The sequence below is a fragment of the Bacillus sp. MM2020_4 genome (assembly GCF_011250555.1).
In the GTDB taxonomy this organism is placed as follows: domain Bacteria; phylum Bacillota; class Bacilli; order Bacillales; family Cytobacillaceae; genus Neobacillus.
On record NZ_JAANMZ010000015.1, the window covers coordinates 20,871 to 39,108 of the forward strand.

18 protein-coding genes and 1 tRNA gene are annotated in these 18,238 nt (G+C 38.8%); 16 read left to right on the forward strand and 3 right to left on the reverse strand.

Annotation, left to right across the window (positions count from 1 at the left end; translation table 11 throughout):
• The first annotated feature begins 11 nt into the window (after positions 1 to 11).
• The 3 genes from G6554_RS11610 to glnA all read left to right on the forward strand — a co-directional run bounded on the left by G6554_RS11610 (position 12) and on the right by glnA (position 3,199).
• A complete protein-coding gene (locus tag G6554_RS11610; RefSeq protein WP_166241934.1) occupies positions 12 to 1,283 on the forward strand; it encodes a methionine gamma-lyase family protein in 1,272 nt (423 codons plus the stop codon).
• A gap of 172 nt (positions 1,284 to 1,455) precedes the next feature.
• The gene (locus tag G6554_RS11615) at positions 1,456 to 1,830 is read left to right on the forward strand and encodes a MerR family transcriptional regulator (protein ID WP_166242060.1); all 375 of its coding nucleotides are present in this window, start codon (positions 1,456 to 1,458) and stop codon (positions 1,828 to 1,830) included.
• Positions 1,831 to 1,864: 34 nt separating this feature from the next.
• On the forward strand, positions 1,865 to 3,199 hold the full coding sequence (gene glnA, locus G6554_RS11620) for a type I glutamate--ammonia ligase (protein ID WP_166241936.1): 1,335 nt from the start codon (positions 1,865 to 1,867) through the stop codon (positions 3,197 to 3,199).
• A gap of 106 nt (positions 3,200 to 3,305) precedes the next feature.
• On the opposite strand, the gene lexA is transcribed toward glnA, so the two are convergent.
• The gene (gene lexA / locus G6554_RS11625) at positions 3,306 to 3,929 is read right to left on the reverse strand and encodes a transcriptional repressor LexA (protein ID WP_166241938.1); all 624 of its coding nucleotides are present in this window, start codon (positions 3,927 to 3,929) and stop codon (positions 3,306 to 3,308) included.
• A gap of 161 nt (positions 3,930 to 4,090) precedes the next feature.
• On the opposite strand from lexA, the gene yneA reads away from it, so the two are divergent.
• From yneA to G6554_RS11665, 8 genes are all read left to right on the forward strand, one after another.
• Complete coding sequence (yneA, locus tag G6554_RS11630; protein WP_207343111.1) at positions 4,091 to 4,417, forward strand: cell division suppressor protein YneA; 327 nt, start codon at positions 4,091 to 4,093, stop codon at positions 4,415 to 4,417.
• A gap of 12 nt (positions 4,418 to 4,429) precedes the next feature.
• Positions 4,430 to 5,077 (forward strand): YneB family resolvase-like protein, encoded by a 648-nt coding sequence (locus G6554_RS11635; protein ID WP_166241941.1) that lies wholly within the window; start codon positions 4,430 to 4,432, stop codon positions 5,075 to 5,077.
• Positions 5,078 to 5,154: 77 nt separating this feature from the next.
• Positions 5,155 to 5,385 carry a DUF896 domain-containing protein gene (locus G6554_RS11640; protein ID WP_166241943.1) on the forward strand — a complete coding sequence of 77 codons (231 nt, stop codon included), beginning with the start codon at positions 5,155 to 5,157 and terminating at the stop codon, positions 5,383 to 5,385.
• Positions 5,386 to 5,550: 165 nt separating this feature from the next.
• Positions 5,551 to 7,557, forward strand: coding sequence for a transketolase (gene tkt, locus G6554_RS11645; RefSeq protein ID WP_166241946.1), 2,007 nt, complete (start codon positions 5,551 to 5,553; stop codon positions 7,555 to 7,557).
• A 221-nt stretch (positions 7,558 to 7,778) separates the two neighbouring features.
• Positions 7,779 to 8,219 (forward strand): sporulation inhibitor of replication protein SirA, encoded by a 441-nt coding sequence (gene sirA / locus G6554_RS11650; protein ID WP_166241948.1) that lies wholly within the window; start codon positions 7,779 to 7,781, stop codon positions 8,217 to 8,219.
• Between the two features lie 73 nt (positions 8,220 to 8,292).
• The gene (locus tag G6554_RS11655) at positions 8,293 to 8,508 is read left to right on the forward strand and encodes a YneF family protein (protein WP_007083891.1); all 216 of its coding nucleotides are present in this window, start codon (positions 8,293 to 8,295) and stop codon (positions 8,506 to 8,508) included.
• A gap of 188 nt (positions 8,509 to 8,696) precedes the next feature.
• The gene (locus G6554_RS11660) at positions 8,697 to 10,448 is read left to right on the forward strand and encodes an ABC transporter transmembrane domain-containing protein (RefSeq protein WP_166241951.1); all 1,752 of its coding nucleotides are present in this window, start codon (positions 8,697 to 8,699) and stop codon (positions 10,446 to 10,448) included.
• A gap of 1 nt (position 10,449) precedes the next feature.
• Positions 10,450 to 12,243 (forward strand): ABC transporter ATP-binding protein, encoded by a 1,794-nt coding sequence (locus tag G6554_RS11665; protein WP_166241954.1) that lies wholly within the window; start codon positions 10,450 to 10,452, stop codon positions 12,241 to 12,243.
• A gap of 56 nt (positions 12,244 to 12,299) precedes the next feature.
• Here G6554_RS11665 and G6554_RS11670 read toward each other — a convergent pair whose 3' ends face one another.
• Positions 12,300 to 12,476 (reverse strand): aspartyl-phosphate phosphatase Spo0E family protein, encoded by a 177-nt coding sequence (locus G6554_RS11670; RefSeq protein ID WP_166241957.1) that lies wholly within the window; start codon positions 12,474 to 12,476, stop codon positions 12,300 to 12,302.
• A 275-nt stretch (positions 12,477 to 12,751) separates the two neighbouring features.
• On the opposite strand from G6554_RS11670, the gene G6554_RS11675 reads away from it, so the two are divergent.
• A complete protein-coding gene (locus tag G6554_RS11675) occupies positions 12,752 to 13,459 on the forward strand; it encodes a cytochrome c biogenesis CcdA family protein (protein WP_166241959.1) in 708 nt (235 codons plus the stop codon).
• Between the two features lie 209 nt (positions 13,460 to 13,668).
• Positions 13,669 to 14,148 carry a CcdC family protein gene (locus G6554_RS11680; RefSeq protein ID WP_166241962.1) on the forward strand — a complete coding sequence of 160 codons (480 nt, stop codon included), beginning with the start codon at positions 13,669 to 13,671 and terminating at the stop codon, positions 14,146 to 14,148.
• 76 nt (positions 14,149 to 14,224) lie between these two features.
• Here G6554_RS11680 and G6554_RS11685 read toward each other — a convergent pair whose 3' ends face one another.
• Positions 14,225 to 14,650 carry a DUF2621 domain-containing protein gene (locus G6554_RS11685; protein ID WP_166241965.1) on the reverse strand — a complete coding sequence of 142 codons (426 nt, stop codon included), beginning with the start codon at positions 14,648 to 14,650 and terminating at the stop codon, positions 14,225 to 14,227.
• A 268-nt stretch (positions 14,651 to 14,918) separates the two neighbouring features.
• Here G6554_RS11685 and G6554_RS11690 point away from each other — a divergent pair.
• The 3 genes from G6554_RS11690 (at position 14,919) to G6554_RS11700 (ending at position 17,939) form a co-directional block, all read left to right on the forward strand.
• Positions 14,919 to 15,014: transfer RNA gene (locus G6554_RS11690), tRNA-Sec, on the forward strand.
• A 411-nt stretch (positions 15,015 to 15,425) separates the two neighbouring features.
• The gene (locus G6554_RS11695; RefSeq protein WP_166241968.1) at positions 15,426 to 17,354 is read left to right on the forward strand and encodes an outer membrane protein assembly factor BamB family protein; all 1,929 of its coding nucleotides are present in this window, start codon (positions 15,426 to 15,428) and stop codon (positions 17,352 to 17,354) included.
• Between the two features lie 120 nt (positions 17,355 to 17,474).
• Positions 17,475 to 17,939, forward strand: coding sequence for a hypothetical protein (locus G6554_RS11700; RefSeq protein ID WP_166241970.1), 465 nt, complete (start codon positions 17,475 to 17,477; stop codon positions 17,937 to 17,939).
• Positions 17,940 to 18,238 lie beyond the last annotated feature (299 nt).

Genomic DNA, 18,238 nt, shown 5'->3' on the forward strand with positions numbered 1-18,238 from the left:
GGAGTAACAACATGTTTCAACAGCTAAAAAATGGGGAAAACCTTCAGCCGCTTGTAAGTGAAGTCGAAAAACAGATTGCTAAGGTACATAAAGAAATCGATGAAAAAATTGAAATGAATCAGTTTCGGGTATTAAGAAGTTTTCAAAACAACCGGGTAAGTGATTCACACTTTATTCCGTCAACAGGGTATGGGTACGATGATATTGGCAGAGACACCTTAGAGTCAGTCTATGCAGATGTATTTGGCGGAGAAGAAGGACTTGTCAGGCCGCAAATCATTTCCGGTACGCATGCCATTTCGATTGCCTTATTCGGTGTGCTCCGTCCCGGCGATGAGCTTCTATATATCACAGGGAAACCCTATGATACCTTGGAAGAAATCGTAGGAATTCGTGGGAACGGAGTCGGATCGTTAAGAGAATTCGGCATTTCCTACGATAGCGTGGATCTTACCGATGATCGCGGTATTGATTGGGACAACGTCGCGAAGAAAATAAAACCGAATACGAAAATGATTGGCATTCAACGTTCCAAGGGCTATGCCACAAGACCTTCTTTTACCATAGCGGAAATCGGAGAAATGATTCATTTTGTTAAAGAAATCAACCAGGATTTGGTGGTATTTGTAGATAACTGCTACGGGGAATTTGTAGAAGGGCAGGAGCCATGCCATGTGGGAGCAGATCTAATGGCAGGTTCTTTGATTAAAAACCCGGGCGGTGGGATTGCCAAGACTGGTGGATACATTGTCGGCAAAAAACAATGGGTGGAAGCTTGTTCGTATCGAATGACATCACCGGGGATCGGGGCGGAAGCGGGCGCATCTCTTTATAGCTTGCAAGAAATGTATCAGGGCTTCTTCTTGGCTCCCCATGTAGTAGGCCAGGCTTTAAAGGGTGCTGTATTTACCGCGGCTATGCTGGAGAAATTAGGAATGGACTCCTCACCGAGATGGGATGCTAAGCGGACAGACCTAATTCAATCGGTACAGTTCAATGACCCTGATAAAATGATCGCCTTTTGCCAAGCCATTCAATTTGCATCGCCCATTAATTCTTATGTGACGCCGCACCCAAGTTATATGCCCGGATATGAAGATGATGTTATTATGGCAGCTGGGACGTTTATTCAAGGTGCGAGCATTGAGTTAACAGCAGACGGACCCATCAGACCACCATATGTAGCTTATGTTCAAGGTGGTTTAACCTATGCCCATGTGAAAATGGCCATTTGTCTTGCCGTGGATCTGTTAGTGGAAAAAGGGTTAATCGAACTGAATTAGGTGAAAATGACTGTTATGGATAACTCCAAATAGGGTTGTCCATTTTTTCATGAAATTCCATGTCAGAAAACCTAACATAGGATTGACATCTTTTCTCACACGAAATATAATACAAATATGAAAGAATAAAAGGAGGAGAAATTTGGTGAGTGGAAAGGAAATTCGTCGTTCCATGCCACTGTTTCCCATTGGAACTGTCATGCAGCTTACAGAATTAACAGCGAGACAAATCCGCTATTACGAAGAACACCAATTGATTTCTCCAGCAAGAACCGAGGGGAACAGACGGCTTTTCAGTTTGATTGATATTGATAGGTTATTAGAAATCAAGGACTTAATTGACCAAGGTGTGAATATGGCAGGTATCAAGCAACTTCTTTTGGTCAAGGAACACCAGGCTAACTTGTTGGATCAGCAAGTGGAGAAAGCACAGCGTGATATTTCGGACGATCAGCTTAGAAAGCTATTACGGAACGAATTATTGCATTCTGGCAGATTAAATCGTTCCTCCTTAAGACAGGGCGATATCTCACGTTTTTTCCATTAAACTAATTGTTTATTTAAAATTGGAGGGTATGTAAATGGCAAAGTATTCAAGAGAAGATATTAAACGTTTAGCATCAGAGGATAACGTGAAATTTATTCGCTTACAATTTACTGATATTCTTGGAACTATTAAAAATGTTGAGATTCCTATCAGCCAATTGGAAAAGGCACTTGATAACAAAATGATGTTTGATGGTTCTTCTATTGAAGGTTTCGTAAGGATTGAAGAATCTGATATGCAGCTTTATCCTGACCTAGATACATGGGTTGTATTCCCTTGGACAGCTGAAAAAGGCAAAGTAGCCCGATTAATTTGTGATATTTACACTCCAGATGGAAAACCGTTTGCTGGTGACCCCCGAAATAATTTAAGAAGAGTATTAAAGGAAATGGAAGATCTTGGCTTTACTAGCTTCAACCTTGGACCTGAACCTGAGTTCTTTCTTTTTAAATTAGATCAACAAGGTGAGCCAACATTAGAATTGAATGATCAAGGCGGTTACTTTGATTTAGCACCAACAGATTTAGGTGAAAACTGCCGTCGAGACATCGTTCTTGAGTTAGAAGAAATGGGCTTTGAAATTGAGGCTTCTCACCATGAGGTAGCACCGGGCCAACACGAAATTGATTTTAAATATGCGGACGCATTAACAGCTTGTGACCAAATTCAAACATTTAAACTTGTAGTAAAAACAATTGCTCGTAAACATGGCTTGCATGCAACCTTCATGCCGAAACCATTATTCGGTGTCAATGGGTCTGGAATGCATATGAATCTATCTTTATTTAAAGGAGGAGAAAATGCCTTCTTTGAGCCAACAGGTGATTTGCAAATGAGTGACAATGCTCGTCATTTTATTGCCGGAATTTTAAAACACGCACCAAGCTTTACAGCCGTAACGAATCCTACTGTTAACTCTTATAAGCGTCTAGTACCCGGTTATGAGGCTCCATGTTATGTTGCCTGGTCTGCACAAAACCGTTCACCTTTGATTCGTATCCCAGCATCACGCGGTTTAAGTACTCGTGTTGAAGTACGTAGTGTGGATCCTGCAGCAAACCCATACTTGGCAATGGCAGTGCTCCTTAAAGCTGGCTTAGAAGGAATTAAAAATAAATTAACTCCTCCTGCACCAGTTGACCGTAACATTTATGTGATGAGCAAGGAAGAAAGAATCGAAGAAGGAATCATTGACCTTCCTGCAACATTAGCTCAAGCATTGGATAAGTTAAAAGCAGATGAAGTGATTGTCGCTGGTCTTGGAGAGCATATTTTCGAACACTTCGTTGAGGCGAAAGAGATTGAATGGGATATGTTCCGTACAGTCGTCCATCAGTGGGAAAGAGATCAATATATGTCCATGTATTAAGAAAGAGGAAGCCTTGGCGCACGATGCGTCAGGCTTTTTCTTTTTTGTTTATTCAGGTGTTTAAATATTCAAAAAAAGAGAGTCGGTGCGCCCGACTCTCTTAAGCTTAATGAATATGTCGATAAACACCAATGACTTTTCCTAGAATCGAAACATTTCTTAATATAATAGGATCCATGGTGGAATTCTCGGGCTGCAGGCGGATATAATCCTTTTCCTTAAAAAATCGTTTACACGTTGCTTCGTCTTCCTCCGTCATCGCGACAACAATATCGCCATTATTAGCAGTTTGCTGTTGTTTAACAATAACGTAATCACCATTAAGAATTCCTGCTTCTATCATACTTTCACCCATAATTTCAAGCATAAAGACATGTTCGTCAGCTGGAGCCATACTTTCGGGAAGAGGAAAATATTCTTCCACATTTTCAATTGCCGTAATGGGAAGACCTGCGGTAACTTTTCCGACCACTGGGACATTGATGACTTTGTTTCTTGGAATATTTGCAGCCTCATCCACTTCTAAAATCTCTATGGCTCTTGGTTTAGTAGGATCTCGTCGAATTAATCCCTTGCTTTCCAATCGTGCCAAATGTCCGTGTACAGTAGAACTGGATGCAAGTCCAACTGCTTCACCGATTTCCCTGACAGATGGTGGATACCCCTTACCCTTTACCTCACTCTTAATGAAATCGAGGATATCCTGCTGCCGTTTTGATATTTTTACCATGATAAAATGCACCTCGCCTGGTTAATGTTGACTATATTATAGCATGTTCCCCTATTTTATACAAACATAAGTTCGAAATAATAGTTGACAACAAACAAACGTTCGAATTATAATTAAAACATCTTAAAGGGAACATACATTCTTAAAAGAGGTGCGGAATTATGAAAAAATTATGGAACAAATACTCTTATGCTATTACACTAATTATTTTAAGCTGCTCGCTTACTTTCATCCTATCATTTCAACATCATATCAACGACAGTGATCAATATGTAAAGATCACAATTTCTGAAGGGGATTCATTATGGAAAATTTCTAATCAATATTCTAGTCAGCATTCCTTATCAAATGATGAGTTTATTAGTTGGATTAAGAAGCACAATGAAAATATCAGTGATCAAATTTTTCCGGGTGAAGAAATCATTATTCCAGTAAGTAAAAGGACTTCTACATCAGGGACAGAATTAGCGAGTGCCCCTCAAGAATAGAAAGGGATTATTATGAAAGCAATCATATACTGCCGTGTCAGTACAAATAAAGACACCCAGGAAACTTCATTACATCGTCAAGAAGAGGAATTAATCTTACTTGCCAAACAATGCCAATTTGAAATTGATTCTGTTATAAAGGAACAAGCGAGTGGATATGATTTTGAGAGGGAAGGAATACTAGAAGTTTTAGAACGCATAAAAGATCCCCAGGTACAAGCATTACTAATCCAGGATGAAACGCGACTTGGAAGAGGAAACGCCAAAATAGCCCTTTTGCATTGTATATTAAAAGAGGAAATCAAACTTTATAGTATTTCTCATAATGGTGAATTAGAATTATCAGAATCAGATTCCATGGTATTAAAAATCGTCAGTATGGTGGAAGAATACCAACGAAAACTTCATAATGTGAAAATTAGACGAGGGATGAAACGTGCCGTAGACCAGGGGTATAAACCGGAAAAAAACTTAAAAAATCTTGGAAACGCCTCTGGTAGAGATAAAATTGAAGTTCCAATTGAACAAATTGTAAGATTAAGAAAAAACAACCTAACCTTTGCGGATATAGCCGCAACTTTGAGAGGTTTTGGGTATAATATTTCTAAAGCGACTGTTCATAGAAGGTACCGAGAATATCTTGAATCACAAGAAGAGTAGACCTTTTGCCTTGTCATAAGGTTTTTTTTTTAGTAAAATCAGGTATCTTATACTGCTGGAAAGGAAGGATCTTTGAAATGCTATCAAAAGAAAAAATGGCACGAATTAATGAACTGGCGCGGAAATCAAAAGCAACTGGATTAACGGAATTAGAGGCAAAGGAACAATCGAAATTAAGAAGTGAGTATTTGGCAACTTTTCGTTCAAATATGCTTGATACCTTAACCAATACAAAGTTTATTGATCCTGAAGGCAAGGATGTAACACCTGAAAAACTGAAAGCAAGAAAGAGAAATACACTACATTAAAAATAGGAATGCACTTTAATGGTATTCCTTTTTACATATATCTACTTTTATAAGAGAAAATAAAAAAAATCTAAATTTTATATTTGTTTAGTAGTTGAATTAATTCAAATTGCACTATAATATAAATGGTATGTAAGTAACTGTAGACAGGAAAGGATGTAATCCATGTTTAATACTATTGATGATTTATCTGTTACCGCAATACGAACTCTAGCAATTGATGCAATCGAAAAGGCAAATTCAGGACACCCAGGGATGCCAATGGGTGCGGCACCAATGACTTATACATTATGGACACGGATTATGAATCATAACCCAAAAAATCCGCATTGGTTTAACCGTGATCGTTTTGTCTTATCTGCAGGACATGGTTCTGCTTTGTTATACAGCATGCTACATTTATCTGGTTATAATTTATCTTTGGAAGATTTGAAGCAATTCCGTCAATGGGGGAGTAAAACACCTGGGCACCCAGAGTATGGTCACACTGAAGGCGTGGAAGCAACAACTGGTCCACTTGGACAGGGAATTGCGATGGCTGTTGGGATGGCAATGGCTGAACGTCATGTCGCAAGCGTTTATAACAAAGATAACTTTGAACTTGTGAACCATTTTACATATAGTATGTGTGGTGATGGTGATTTAATGGAGGGTGTTTCTGCAGAAGCAGCATCACTTGCAGGACATTTGAAATTAGGTCGTTTGGTTGTTCTTTACGATTCAAATGATATTTCTCTTGATGGAGATTTGAATAAATCATTCTCTGAAAGTGTAAAAGAGCGATTTCAAGCCTATGGCTGGCAATATCTTCGCGTAGAAGATGGCAATAATCTTGAAGAAATTGCAAAAGCACTTGAAGAAGCAAAAAATGATTTAGACCGTCCGACAATGATTGAAGTAAGAACAGTTATCGGCTACGGCTCACCAAACCGTGCTGGAACATCTGGTGTTCATGGTTCACCACTTGGTGCCGAAGAGTTAAAGCTTACAAAAGAGGCATATAAATGGACATTTGCGGAAGATTTTCATGTACCACAGGAGGTCTATGATAACTTCCAAAAACTCATCGTCGAAAATGGTGAGAAGAAGGAAAAAGAGTGGAATGATCTTTTTGAACAGTATAAGAAGGAATACCCTGGGTTAGCAACACAGCTAGAACAAGCTTTAAACAATGAACTTCCGGAAGGCTGGGATCGAGATGTGCCAGTTTATCCTGAAGGAAAAAGCCTTGCTAGCCGTGCTTCATCTGGTGAAGCCTTAAACGGTATTGCGAAAAACCTTCCTATATTCATCGGAGGTTCTGCAGACCTTGCTGGGTCAAATAAAACGATGATTAAAGGTACAAAAGATTATATGCCTGGTTCATACGAAGGCCGTAATTTCTGGTTCGGAGTTCGGGAGTTTGCGATGGGTGCTGCTATGAACGGTATTGCCCTTCATGGCGGAGTAAAAGTTTTTGGTGGAACTTTCTTCGTTTTCTCTGATTACCTACGTCCAGCAATTCGCTTAGCAGCGTTAATGGGATTACCAGTTACCTATGTATTCACACATGATAGTATTGCTGTTGGTGAGGATGGTCCGACACATGAGCCAATCGAACAGCTTGCTGCATTACGTGCAATGCCGGGATTATCTATCATTCGCCCAGCGGACGGTAATGAAACTGCTGCGGCATGGAAGCTTGCGGTTGAATCAACAAATAAACCAACAGCACTTATATTGACCCGTCAAGATTTACCGACATTAAAAGGAACCGATACAAATGCGTACGAAGGAGTGTCTAAAGGAGCATATGTTGTTTCACCTTCTGAGAGAGCAACTCCCGATGCCTTACTATTGGCAACTGGGTCAGAAGTAAGTCTTGCTGTTGAAGCACAAAAAGCCCTTGCAGGCGAGGGTGTACATGTTTCAGTTGTCAGCATGCCTTCATGGGATCGCTTCGATCAGCAATCGCAAGAATACAAAGATTCTGTTCTGCCAAAGACTGTGAAAAAACGTCTTGGTTTAGAAGTGGGAGCTTCATTCGGATGGCACAAATACACCGGTGACGAGGGTGATGTTTTAGCGATAGATAAATTTGGAGCATCAGCACCTGGTGAAAAAATAATGGAAGAATACGGTTTTTCAGTTAATAATGTAGTTGCCCGAGTGAAGGCGCTATTAGAAAAATAAGAATGGTAAAGGAGAGAACGGGTTTCCCGTTCTCTTTTTTTCTTGCCATTTTATGTAGGACCACAAAATATCGTGGCTGTAATGCCCGGAAGTTGTTCGTTAAGCATATGAAGATATTAAATCGACAAAAATAGTGAAAGTTTTTGCCGCCGTAAGACAAAAGTTTTGCTTGTCTTTTTTTATAATAGGTAAAAGGGGTTTCAACGAAGGAGAGAACAGTGGTGAGAAAATATCAGCTATATTTAATAGAAGATGAATTTGCCGCCCATTACTTCGGAAGAGAGCGTTTATTTTTTCAGCTTTTTCAGGAACATCAAACAGCTGTCGGCGAGCTTAAATTTATAACACAAAAACAAATTTCATATATAACAAAAAGAGTAGAAGTCCTTAAAATCCATCAACTGTTTCAAAAACAACTGGGGAAAATAAAGGGATTTAGTGCGGACCATGGTGCATATACGATTTACCTAAGCGGAAAACTAAGTACGGCAAGGGTAGAAGTGTTTCAGGATTTAATTTTAGTTGAGGCAGTGGGTAGCTATGAAGCCGAAACAGCTTTTTTTGAAGTGCTGCGAAAATGCGAATCATCCTTTTTAGCTATTGATCTGGAACATGAGCGCTACGGCTGGTTAAAACCAATTAAAGAAAGAAAATTTATCTAATTGCAATGAGATATTGTCTTATCCCGTTTTATTTAGTAAACTGTATGGTAGACAACATGAAGGAGGAAGTTGAATGGGTTATTACATTCTAGTTGGTATACTAGCATTAGCAGCTGGTGTAGCGCTAGGATTTTTCATTGCTCGTAAATATATGATGAGCTACTTAAAGAAAAATCCGCCAATCAATGAACAAATGTTAAAAATGATGATGATGCAAATGGGCATGAAACCTTCGCAGAAGAAGATCAATCAAATGATGCAAGCCATGAACAAGCAGCAATCTAAATAAAACGGACAAGCACTCATTTATAATGGGTGCTTTTTTCATGCAATCCTCCCCACTCAGCGGATCACCTCTCCAATAAGCGAATCCTGTTCTAATTAAATTTCCTAATCTTTATTATTTTATAAATATTTGATAAAATATATTTTCGATAAGCTAACTCTATTTGGATCTTAGCTGTTAAGGGGGTATTTATGAAAGTATTTTTAGAATTGGGCTGGTTTTTTAAACAGGAGAAAAAAGCGTACATATCTGGTGTCTGTATTTTATTACTAGTCGCATTTCTACAACTGGTTCCGCCAAAGATAATCGGCATTATTGCCGACCATATAAACGAGGGAACGATTACAAAAGCGATATTAATCGAATGGATGCTTGTATTAATTGTTGTTGGGTTTACCATGTATGGCCTTAGATATTATTGGCGAATCATGATTTTTGGTTCCTCCGTTAAACTTAGTAGGATTTTAAGAAATCGTTTATATCAGCATTTTACAATGATGTCACCATCCTTTTATCAAAAAAGTCGGGTTGGCGACTTGATGGCGCATGCAACAAATGACCTTTCCGCTATTCAACAAACAGCGGGAGCGGGCGTGTTAACTCTTGTTGACTCCCTTTCGACAGGTGGATTTGTGATCCTCGCGATGGCATTTACCATCAGCTGGAAGTTAACCCTTATATGTTTAATTCCGATGCCGTTTATGGCATTATTGACAAATTGGTTTGGGACCATGCTTCACAAAAGCTTTTATAAGGCACAAGAAGCGTTCTCATCACTTAATGATAAAACTCAGGAAAGTATTACAGGGATTAAAGTGATCAAAACGTTTGGGCAGGAGAAGGAAGATATTGAAGATTTTCGCAAGCAGTCGGCAGATGTTGTTCAAAAGAATTTGGTCGTGGCGAAAATAGATTCCCTCTATGATCCTACCATTTCGATTATCACCGGTATTTCCTTTTTCTTATCGATTGCGTTTGGTGCAAAATACGTCCTAAATGACGAGCTAACGATTGGGGAATTAATTTCTTTTACGACTTATTTAGGGCTATTAATTTGGCCGATGCTGGCGTTTGGCTGGCTGTTTAACATCGTTGAACGCGGCCGTGCTTCTTATGACCGTGTAGCTACACTTTTAAATAAAAAAATAGAAATAATCGATCATGAGAATGCATTAAGCGTCGTGCCGAATGGAGATATCCAATATAGGATTGATGACTTTACCTACCCGGGTGAAAAAAGGCCTACGCTAAGAGAGGTCGCGTACACCCTTAACAAAGGTAAAACGCTTGGCATCGTCGGTAAAACAGGCTCAGGAAAAACCACGTTGTTGAAGCTGCTGATTCGCGAGTTTGAAGGCTATAACGGTGATATTTTATTTGGTGAAAAAAAGTTGCAAGACTATAAGCTGGATAATTTACGTGAAGCAATTGGCTATGTTCCGCAGGATCATTTCTTATTTTCAGCTACTGTGGCGGAAAATATAGCCTTCACAGATCCATCCGCCTCAATAAAAAAAATTGAAGAGGCGGGGAAACTGGCCCATATTCATGATGATATCCTCCAATTTACCGCGGGATACCAAACCGTTGTTGGCGAACGCGGGGTGTCTTTATCAGGTGGGCAAAAACAACGAATCTCCATTGCTCGCGCCCTATTAATGAACCCGGAAGTATTGCTGCTAGACGATTCATTATCGGCTGTTGATGCCAAAACAGAGGAAGCCATCCTTTCGTCCTTAATGGCGAATCGAGCAGGAAAAACAACGATTATTACTTCGCATCGATTAAGCGCCGTTCAACATGCTAATCTCATTATAGTCCTAGAAGATGGGAAGGTTGTGGAAAGAGGTACACACCAGGAACTAATGAATTTAGATGGATGGTATAAGGAAATGTATCTACATCAACAGCTAGAAGAGCTGGTTGAGCATGGGGGACATTAGGATGGAAGAAAAATTACAGCTGTCGGAACATGAACAAAGAAAGGTTTTATTCCGCCTTCTTTCCTATACCAAACCGCATAAAAAAATAATTAGCTTTGCCTTTGTCCTATTGATTTTAACGACAGTTGGCGACATTGTCCTGCCGTTTTTAGTGAAAATCTTTATTGATGATTACTTAATACCGGGAAAGCTTGAGTATCGACCATTATTGATTCTAGGATCGGTATATATGGGAATTCAGGTGGTAAAAGCAATCCTGATGTTTTACCAGTTTGTGAAATTTCAAGAGATTGCCTTATATATCATCCAACGGCTGCGAATTGATGCTTTTTCGAAGGTTCAATCACTGGGTTTGAAGTATTTCGATAAGACACCTGCGGGCAGTATTGTATCGCGGGTAACGAATGACACGGAAGCGATAAAGGATATGTTTGTCACTGTTATCGCTACATTCATCCAAAGTGGGTTTTTGTTGACGGGAATTTTTATTGCAATGTTTATTTTGAATGTGAAACTTGCACTGTTCTGTGTCATTATTATCCCACTGCTATTATTTGTTATGAATTTATATCGGAAATTAAGCTCGAGGTTCTATCTTGAAATGCGTGAGAGACTTAGCCAGCTAAATGCAAAGTTAAGTGAATCTTTGTCAGGGATGTCGATTATCCAAGTATTTCGCCAGGAAAAGCGACTGCGTAAGGAGTTCGGCAATATTAATGAACAGCATTACAATGCGGGAATGAAAAATATTAAAATCGATGGTCTATTATTAAGACCGGCAATTGATTTGATCTATACGGTTGCGCTGATCATTGTCCTCAGCTATTTTGGGATTACCTCATTCGGGAACAGTATCGAAATTGGGATCATCTATGCGTTTATCAATTATTTAGATCGTTTCTTTGAACCAGTAAACCAAATGATGATGCGGTTGTCCCTATACCAGCAGGCGATTGTTGCCGGCTCCAGGGTATTTAAATTACTTGATGAAGAGGAATTGGCCCCTGCACAAAAAGAAGAGAAAACAAGTACCATTGAAAATGGAAAAATTGAATTCAGAAATCTTTGTTTTTCCTACGATGGAAAGCGGGATGTACTAAAAAATATTTCCTTCACCGCTAATCCGGGTGAGACAATTGCCCTTGTCGGCCACACGGGAAGTGGGAAAAGTTCTATCATAAATCTGATGATGCGGTTTTACGAATACGAACGTGGAGAAATTTTAATTGATGGTGAATCCATTCGCAACTATCCAATGCAAGAACTAAGGAAGAAAATGGGGCTTGTGCTACAAGATCCGTTTTTGTTTTACGGGACAGTAAAAGATAATATTCGGCTTCATAATTTAGACATGAGCGAAACGCAGATAGAAGAAGCAGCAAAGTTTGTTCAAGCCCATTTATTTATCGAACGGCTGGAGGGTGGATATGACCATAAAGTAGTCGAGAGGGGAACCACTTTATCTAGCGGTCAACGACAATTGATTGCCTTTGCGAGAACAATTGCAGCCAATCCCCAAATTTTGGTTCTAGATGAAGCGACAGCAAACATTGATACCGAAACGGAAGAGGCGATTCAAACGGCATTGGCGAAAATGCGTAAAGACCGTACTACTATAGCAATTGCCCACCGGCTATCAACGATTCAGGATGCAGATCTTATCCTTGTTCTTCATCAAGGGGAGATTGTGGAGAGAGGAACCCATCAAGAATTGCTTGCACAAGAAGGTTTGTATCACAAGATGTTCCTTTTGCAAAATGGAGCGATTGAACGGGTAGAGGATGCGGTAAATTAATCAAAAAAAGCCTGCCTTATGGGCGGGCTTTACTTTTCTCTTGTTCGCTTTACATGTTAACAGGCTGATGATGAAACTTTTTTTATATAGATTCTATTATATTCATTTAAAAGATTATCAAGTTCCTGGCTATAGCGAATTGCAACGGAGGAAGTAAAGCCGTTGGTGATGGCGACTTGAATTAATTCAGCTCGCTTTTTTTCGATTAATGCAACTAATTCCTGTTTGATCACGGCAACTAATCCTTTCCGGAGTAACTCCTAAATTTGGGAATATTAGTATAAAAAGACTAGCAAAAAGGCACTGTTTTACTAGTATAACCTATGCTGTAAATTATTTCAAAGACATTTGTAAAAGAATATCCAAAAATAACAGTGATGGGAATTGGAAATATTGTATAAATTTGAATCCGTGTCACAGGTGACACAAAATATTCATGTTCATCATTATCTTTTAGTCAAAAGTTTTGTTAGAATGGAGAGGTATCGACTATAGTGGGAGTGTTAATATGTCTGATGTAAATATATTCATGGCACTTGGTGCAGGGTTTTTAAGCTTTATCTCACCTTGTTGTTTACCTCTTTATCCTGCATTTTTATCATACATTACGGGAATGTCTGTCGGGGAATTAAAGAGTGAAAATGCCATGCTGCAAAAACGAAGTCTGTTACATACCTTATTTTTCTTAATTGGCTTCTCCATCATTTTTGTAGCGATTGGTTTTGGAACAACATTGATTGGAAGCTTCTTTCGCGAGTATAAAGATTTAATTCGTCAACTTGGAGCAATTTTTATTATTTTATTTGGTTTGATGATTGTCGGAATCTTTAAGCCGGAGTTTTTAATGAAGGACCGTAAATTTGAATTTAAAAACCGTCCTTCGGGTTATATTGGCTCAATCCTAATTGGAATGGCGTTTGCTGCAGGGTGGACACCATGTACGGGCCCTATTCTTGGATTTGTCATCACGCTTGCTGGACAAAATCCTAGCTCCGGCGTTTTATACATGATTGCCTATTCTCTAGGATTTGCGATTCCATTCTTCATTTTATCGTTCTTTGTTGGCAGAATGAATTGGATTAAAAAACACAGTGTAAAGATTATGAAAATTGGCGGCTACCTTATGATCGTCATGGGATTTGTCCTTTTCTTTGACTGGATGACAAAAATCATTACAATCTTTTCCGGCCTGTTTGGTAACTTTACTGGATTTTAATTTCCTTACTTGTTTTATTTCGTGGTCATAAAAAAACAACTATATGTAAATATAATAGTCTTTAAGAGAATTTTACTATTTCCATCTTTTGTAATGAGTACCTATGATTTCAATGTTAGGAACATAATAAAGTGAAAAATTGATAGCAAAATTCTTCATTTGAGATATAATGGGGTAGTAAATAATTTAATAAGGGAAGAATGGATCCAATGAATTACGTTGTTATTTCTTCAATCGGAGCAGTTTTTATGGGTTTCTTTGTTCTTTTTGTTCGGATGAAAGCGGCAAAGAAACCAACAAATGTGAAAAAGATTATTATGCCGCCCATTTTTATGTCCAGCGGGGCACTCATGTATTTTATACCTGAATTTAGACTAACCCCAATGGAAATTTTAGAAGCCATCATTGTTGGCATGTTATTTTCAATCTTACTTGTCAAAACCTCACAATTTGAAATACGTGACAACGATATTTATTTAAAGCGTTCAAAGGCATTCATTTTTATTTTGGTCGGCTTGCTAGTCGTTCGCCTTGTTTTAAAAACAATCCTAAGCAGTTCGATTGATGTCGGACAACTGAGCGGCATGTTCTTCCTGCTAGCCTTTAGTATGATTGTGCCATGGCGCGTGGCAATGTACCGTTCATATATGAAGCTTTATAAAGAATTACATGGGTTTAAAATGATGTAATATATAGACACTGTTTCTCTTAGGAGACAGTGTTTTTATTTTTCTAAAAAAAGAAAAACCGTTCACGATGAACGGTCTAGAATAAATGCTCATAGGGAGCAACATCAATATGATTTTGAAATAGTTTTTTTCGTAAAAATTTGTGATCTCGTTTAGGAGTCGCTTGAATATACCCACGAATCACCAATTCTTGGGTGATTTTAGGGGAATTCTCGCGAATGGCAAGCTCACCAATTTTTCCTGCAATTTTATGCCGGGCAACATCACGGAATAGCTCAGGAACAGGGCTTACTAAATCCTCTAGAAGAGCTTTTTCCTCATCATTCCATAAATGACGCGATTCATTTACATAGTGCTCTTCCCAATCCATGACTGACTTGCCATCTTCTTTCGGCATCTTTTTCAGAAATTTCCGGAACATAAAAAATCCGCCGATACCAAAGGCACTTACTAAAAAAACAACCCAAAAAAGGATAAACCACAAAAACCAACCTTTAAGCATTCTTTTTCACCTACAAAAAACAATATTATTCCTTATTATAGACTGTTTCTAGGAAAAATGACAAGCAATCGTCAAGTTTTTGGAGTAGTCATGGCATTACATGCCTAAAAAGAACAAAGAGAAAAATGGAAAACTTGTCGAAAAAATGACAATACTACCGATTCTATTGATTAATACTATATTCCATTGTAATATGATTACAAATGATAGATAAAAGAAGAAGACTTTGAATCCATTGTCCTAACAAATTGACAATACTACATCCAATGGGGCTGAATGGGGTACTGGTGTCCTCCATAGTCTTCAAAACTACCGAGACCTGCGTGCCAGGTCTGCTGGGTTCGATTCCCAGGCGGTCCCGCCAACGATAATTTGTAGTCATTTCGGTATTTGAACTAGTTCTCCATTTTCCTTAAAACGTTAATATGTGCGTTTCAAAGACTCTCGGTCATTATGGCTGGGGGTCTTTTTTATGTTTAAATGAGTAATTGATCGTACAACAGTACAATTAAACTTTTGATAAAAAACTATTTGTTCATTAAGGGGATGGTCATCGTTTATAAGGAAAGTGAAATTCATCGAAAACTAATCATTCGCATTATAAAAAGAGGGGAGGAAGAACTATTCATAATTTGCATAATCTATGGTGCCTTAGCTAATTATACCAATATTCTTATAAAAATTAGAATGTCTTAAGGAGGTAAAAAGACTGAAAGTGGAAAATTCATCATCAAAAATGCGATGTATTATTTCATAATGTCAGGAGGGTACTTCCATGAAGCAATTTTTAAAGTCATTATGTTTAGTTTTGCTAGCGAGTATGGTTATAGTTGGCTGTCAATCAAATAATAACAAGAATAATGCAAAAAACAAAGGGAAAACCAAGGAATCCAACCAGGCAAATCAGGAAGATGAGGAAGGATTCCCAAATTGGGGGTATGACCTTCAACATACCCGACATGTGCCCTATAAAGAGATTACAAAAGATAATGTAAAAAAAATGGGGATTGCATGGCAGCAGGATATATTAGATTGGAATAAGGATGTTCCAAATTTACAAGAGGATTTCCCTGTCGTTCACGACGGGGTCATGTATGTGACTAGCTCGAAAAACCATGTGTTTGCCATCGATGCCGCAAGTGGAAAGAAACTTTGGGCATGGACTCCGCCCAAGGAGGTACTTGATCATATAAATGGTTTGCCATGGCAGTCCAATGTGGCCAGTAGAGGGGTCGCAGTGGCCAATGGAAATGTATTTGTTTTGATGATCGATAACCGGCTGGCCAAACTGGATGCGAAGAACGGAAAACTGTTAAAAATGGTTAACTTTTGGGATCATGAACCTACTATCACGTTAGAAAACAGATATTATGAATCATCAGCTCCGATGTATTATGATGGCAACGTTTACGTTGGAAGCAGCGGCGGTGATAATGGTACAAGAGGTTTTGTTTGGGCGTTTAAAGCAGATACTCTGGAACCGCTATGGAAAGAGCCGTTTTGGACCGTTCCTGAAAGAGGAACGAGCTGGGCGAAAGGTAAATATACGGGCGGAGGTTCCGTATGGACGCCGATGTCGTTTGATCCAGATACTGATATGATGTATTTTGCAGTAGGGAATCCAGCTCCGGACTTTTATGATGCAGATAGAAAAGGGAAAAATCCATATACCGACTCTATTACTGCTCTAGATAGTAAAACAGGGAAATTTAAGTGGTCATCCACTCAAGTAGACCATGATATATGGGATTATGACGCTGCCGCAACACCGATGATTCTCAATGCAAAGGTCGGTGGGAAAAAGCAAAAGGTTGTGGTTGAAGGCGGTAAGAATGGAAAGTGGTATGCGTGGGATGCAAAAACGGGGAAAACCATATATGATGGGGTACCTTTTGTAAAAATTCAACATACCGACGTACCAAGCGATGAGAGTAAAGCTGTACTTCAATGGCCAGGAACGCCAGGTGGAGAAAGCTATGCTCCACAGACATATGACCCTGACACCAACTATGTGCTTATTCCAGGTATTAATAGTCCTAATCTAATGGTAGCAGCTAAAGATGCAGAAGAGATTGCAAAAGATAATAATACCTTTCCAGGAACAAAGATCCTTCCTTTGCCAAAGGATGTGGATGTTTCTGGTACCATTACAGCCATTGATATGAATACAGGGAAAAAAGTATATCAAAATAAAACGGACGATCCGATGTATGGTGGATTCACAAGCACTGCTGCCGGTCTTGCTTACTACGGGGAATTGGATGGAAAGGTTAATGCGCTTGATATTAAATCAGGTAAAGTATTATGGAGCATGCAAAGTGGAGGAAAACAAATCAAAATGGCACCTTCCATATATACTGTTGACGGCCATGAATATGTTGCGGTCATTACTGGTGGTACGAAGGTTGTTGTTTATGGACTCGGAGGTAAATTAAAACCAGAAGCTATAAATAAAAATGCAAAATTACAAGGGGAAGCAGACGTGGTTATCGATCCGGAAAAGGTTTACAAAAGAAGTTGTATTTCCTGTCACGGGGATAATCTTCAAGGCGCAACAGCACCAAATCTTCAACACATAGGTAAAACGATGTCTAAAGAAAACATTTTGAATCAAATACTAAACGGTGGCGACCGCATGCCGGCTGGCCTAGCTAAAGGTGCAGAGGCAGAAGCACTAGCGGATTGGCTTTCCAAAAAGAAATGATTTTTACACTAGAGGCAATCCGAGTCTGATTCCTTTATTCGGACTCAGATTGTTTCTTAAAAGGATCATTATAAATTGGCGAAACATCAGCAATACACGAAAAATAAGGATGGTGGTAAAATGAGGAAATTACCGAATTATACCGTGCGATTCATTGGGGCCGCGCTATGTATTTCCTTACTCTTTGGAATTGCCTGCCCAACTTTGACCAATGCTCAATCAAGTAATGGCTTAGGTTCATCCGAGGATAACGGAATCAGGTTAACCATCAATGACTATACGATAATAAACCATGGCCAAGACATTCAGCTGCATTATACGATAACCTCAAATTTAAATATACCAGTTAGTTCGAATACAAAAAGTTTGATTACAAACCCGTATATTTGGATTGGGAATACGTTAGTTCGTGAGGAATCAGAATCGTTTCAGAAAATAAGTAATAATGAGTATAGAGGAACGATCATAGCACAGTTACAACATTACAGATCAGATAATTCTGAATTATCATTTCACACACATGGAATAATGAATCAAAAGGGACAATGGACAGTTAATTTTCATTTAAGGAGCAGTCAGTACTGAGGTAGATGTTGAAAAAACCAAAAAAATCCCGTAAACAACCTGAGTTCCATCATCATCCGGACTGAGGTTGTTTCTTTTTTGTTCTTGTCCCTTTTTGCAATATATTGTAAATTCCAATACCACATTAGGACATCTATAGGTCAAAATTCTGGTTATTTTGAGATATTTATCTACATATGATTATTTTGAAAGGGAAAATCAGACACTCCCGCGCAGGGAGAATTTTCATTGTGAGAGTCATGAAAGGGGGTATCTAAACATGTGGGTGAAGCCTGAGTATGAAGTGATCAATACATCTC

What these genes read in the sequence shown, in the direction of transcription:
- G6554_RS11610 (WP_166241934.1), top strand. Translation starts at nt 12, where the DNA reads ATGTTTCAACAGCTAAAAAATGGGGAAAACCTTCAGCCGCTTGTAAGT.
- G6554_RS11615 (WP_166242060.1), top strand. Translation starts at nt 1,456, where the DNA reads ATGCCACTGTTTCCCATTGGAACTGTCATGCAGCTTACAGAATTAACA.
- glnA (WP_166241936.1), top strand. Translation starts at nt 1,865, where the DNA reads ATGGCAAAGTATTCAAGAGAAGATATTAAACGTTTAGCATCAGAGGAT.
- lexA (WP_166241938.1), bottom strand. Translation starts at nt 3,929, where the DNA reads ATGGTAAAAATATCAAAACGGCAGCAGGATATCCTCGATTTCATTAAG.
- yneA (WP_207343111.1), top strand. Translation starts at nt 4,091, where the DNA reads ATGAAAAAATTATGGAACAAATACTCTTATGCTATTACACTAATTATT.
- G6554_RS11635 (WP_166241941.1), top strand. Translation starts at nt 4,430, where the DNA reads ATGAAAGCAATCATATACTGCCGTGTCAGTACAAATAAAGACACCCAG.
- G6554_RS11640 (WP_166241943.1), top strand. Translation starts at nt 5,155, where the DNA reads ATGCTATCAAAAGAAAAAATGGCACGAATTAATGAACTGGCGCGGAAA.
- tkt (WP_166241946.1), top strand. Translation starts at nt 5,551, where the DNA reads ATGTTTAATACTATTGATGATTTATCTGTTACCGCAATACGAACTCTA.
- G6554_RS11655 (WP_007083891.1), top strand. Translation starts at nt 8,293, where the DNA reads ATGGGTTATTACATTCTAGTTGGTATACTAGCATTAGCAGCTGGTGTA.
- G6554_RS11660 (WP_166241951.1), top strand. Translation starts at nt 8,697, where the DNA reads ATGAAAGTATTTTTAGAATTGGGCTGGTTTTTTAAACAGGAGAAAAAA.
- G6554_RS11665 (WP_166241954.1), top strand. Translation starts at nt 10,450, where the DNA reads ATGGAAGAAAAATTACAGCTGTCGGAACATGAACAAAGAAAGGTTTTA.
- G6554_RS11675 (WP_166241959.1), top strand. Translation starts at nt 12,752, where the DNA reads ATGTCTGATGTAAATATATTCATGGCACTTGGTGCAGGGTTTTTAAGC.
- G6554_RS11680 (WP_166241962.1), top strand. Translation starts at nt 13,669, where the DNA reads ATGAATTACGTTGTTATTTCTTCAATCGGAGCAGTTTTTATGGGTTTC.
- G6554_RS11685 (WP_166241965.1), bottom strand. Translation starts at nt 14,650, where the DNA reads ATGCTTAAAGGTTGGTTTTTGTGGTTTATCCTTTTTTGGGTTGTTTTT.
- G6554_RS11695 (WP_166241968.1), top strand. Translation starts at nt 15,426, where the DNA reads ATGAAGCAATTTTTAAAGTCATTATGTTTAGTTTTGCTAGCGAGTATG.
- G6554_RS11700 (WP_166241970.1), top strand. Translation starts at nt 17,475, where the DNA reads ATGAGGAAATTACCGAATTATACCGTGCGATTCATTGGGGCCGCGCTA.